At 43.7% G+C, this 2,161-nt stretch carries 1 protein-coding gene; it reads left to right on the forward strand.

Annotated features, from left to right (window positions below; translation table 11 throughout):
• A partial coding sequence (locus NC238_15845) for a SusC/RagA family TonB-linked outer membrane protein (protein ID MCM1567379.1) occupies nucleotides 1–2,161 on the forward strand: 2,161 nt, incomplete at both ends.

The following is a 2,161-nucleotide window of genomic DNA, read 5'->3' on the forward strand; positions in this document are numbered from 1 at the left end:
GGAAAGGAAGGCGTTACCAAAGTCACTTACCAGGGAAATTTCGGCATTCAAAGGCCGGCAGAAATACCCAAGATTGTTGACTCCTGGGTATATGCAGAAATGATTAATGAAGCATTGCGGAATACTGGCAGCAACCAGCAATATACCGAAGCCGAGATTGCCAAATTCAAATCGGGAGAAGACCAGGATAACTATCCGAATAAGCGGCACTATGATGATTTGGTCAAATCCGGCAGCGGGTTCCAGACCGAACATTATCTGAATTTTACAGGGGGGAATAGCCAAAACTCCTATCTGTTTTCCATCGGGTACCTGAACCAGGATGGATTTATTGACGAAACCAATCATAATCACTACAATGTTTTATTCAATGCAAACAGTAAATTGTCGAAGAATTTCAAGTTGAATGTGAAATTTCAGGGACGGACAGGAGCGACAACTGAACCCACTACTATCAGGAGTGGCGATGGTGCTGACGGGCTTCTTAATTACGCTTTAAAAATACCGAATACTATAGCGGGTAAAAAATCAGACGGTTATTATGGTCAGCAAACAGGGTTTACGATTGAAGGATGGATGGATAGCGAAGCCTTTATTAAAAACACCAGTAACCGGATGAATGTAAGTGCAGGTTTTGAGTGGGACATTATACAATCTCTTAAATTGACCGGTTTGGCAGGATACAATTACGACAATACCAAATACAAGAGGTTTTGGCCTTTGCTGGTTGTTGACCAAACCTATACGGAAAGCCCCTCGTACTTAACTGAAACCCGGTCAGAGAATTCACTTCTGACTTTACAGTCGTTCCTGAATTACAATAAAACCATTGATGTACACGAATTCCATCTGCTCGCCGGTTTTTCACAGGAAAGTAATACAAACAGTTGGTTGCAGTCTTCCAGGGACAATTTCCCCAGCAATACACTGTATGAGATGAGCGCCGGAGCGCCTTCCAACCAGCTTAACAGCGGTTCGGGATATGAATGGGCTTTGCAGTCTTTTTTTGGTCGTATCAACTATATTTTTGACGGGAAATATTTATTTGAAGCAAATACGAGGTATGACGGTTCATCGAGGTTTCCCGACAGTAAACGGTGGGGATTGTTCCCTTCCGTATCAGCCGGATGGATTGTCTCTCAGGAAAAGTTTTTTTCTTCCAAATCCATCAATCATCTGAAAGTAAGGGCCTCGTGGGGAAGACTCGGAAACCAGAACATTGGAAACTATCCGTACCAGCAAATCCTGACCCTTGGTATAAATGCACCTTTCGGAGTATCGGAAAAAATGTTCTCCGGAACAGCGGCAACCGTGGTCCCCAGCACCAATATTACCTGGGAATCCACACGGGTTATTGATGCCGGATTGGATTTAGGGTTGATCAATAATAAAATCACCGCTTCACTGGATATTTACGACAAACTCACCTCCGATATTTTATACAATGTAACAGCATCCAGCGTATTGGGAATGACGCCGTCAGTCCAAAATGCCGGTGTGGTGTCCAACAAGGGCATTGACCTGAACCTTCAGCATCGAAATCAAATCGGAGATTTCTCGTACAATATCTCAGCTAATTTTTCTTACGTAAAAAACGAAGTCAGAGAATTGGCTACCGTAATTCAGGATGTTAGTTCCGGCCTCTTTGTCGGGCATCCGCTGCAATCCATATACGGGTATGTGGCAGATGGATTATTTGTTGATCAGCAGGATGTGGATAATTATCCTACTCAACCCAGAGCTGCAGCGCCCGGAGATATTAAACTGATGGATATCAGCGGACCCGACGGCGTGCCCGACGGAAAGGTAAATGCGGATTATGACCGGAAGATTATCGGAAACCAGTTTCCAAAATACACCTATGGCGTGACGTTAAGTCCAAGCTACAAAAATTTCGATCTTTTTATTAATCTATACGGAGTAGCGGGTTTAAATAAAATAATGGGTGGATTTGCAGACAATGCGTTCTATCAGGGCTCCAATCCTCAGGAATGGATGATGGACCGCTGGACCCAGGAAAACCCTAATCCCAACGCATCTTATCCCAGATTTTTGATTGTAGGCGGAGGCGAACAGCAGTTCTACAGCTCCACTTTCGTCATGCAGAATGCCTCTTTTGTAAGAGTTAGTAATATCCAGTTGGGATATACCTTTCCTAAAA

This window comes from Dehalobacter sp. (assembly GCA_023667845.1).
Classification (GTDB): domain Bacteria; phylum Bacillota; class Desulfitobacteriia; order Desulfitobacteriales; family Syntrophobotulaceae; genus Dehalobacter.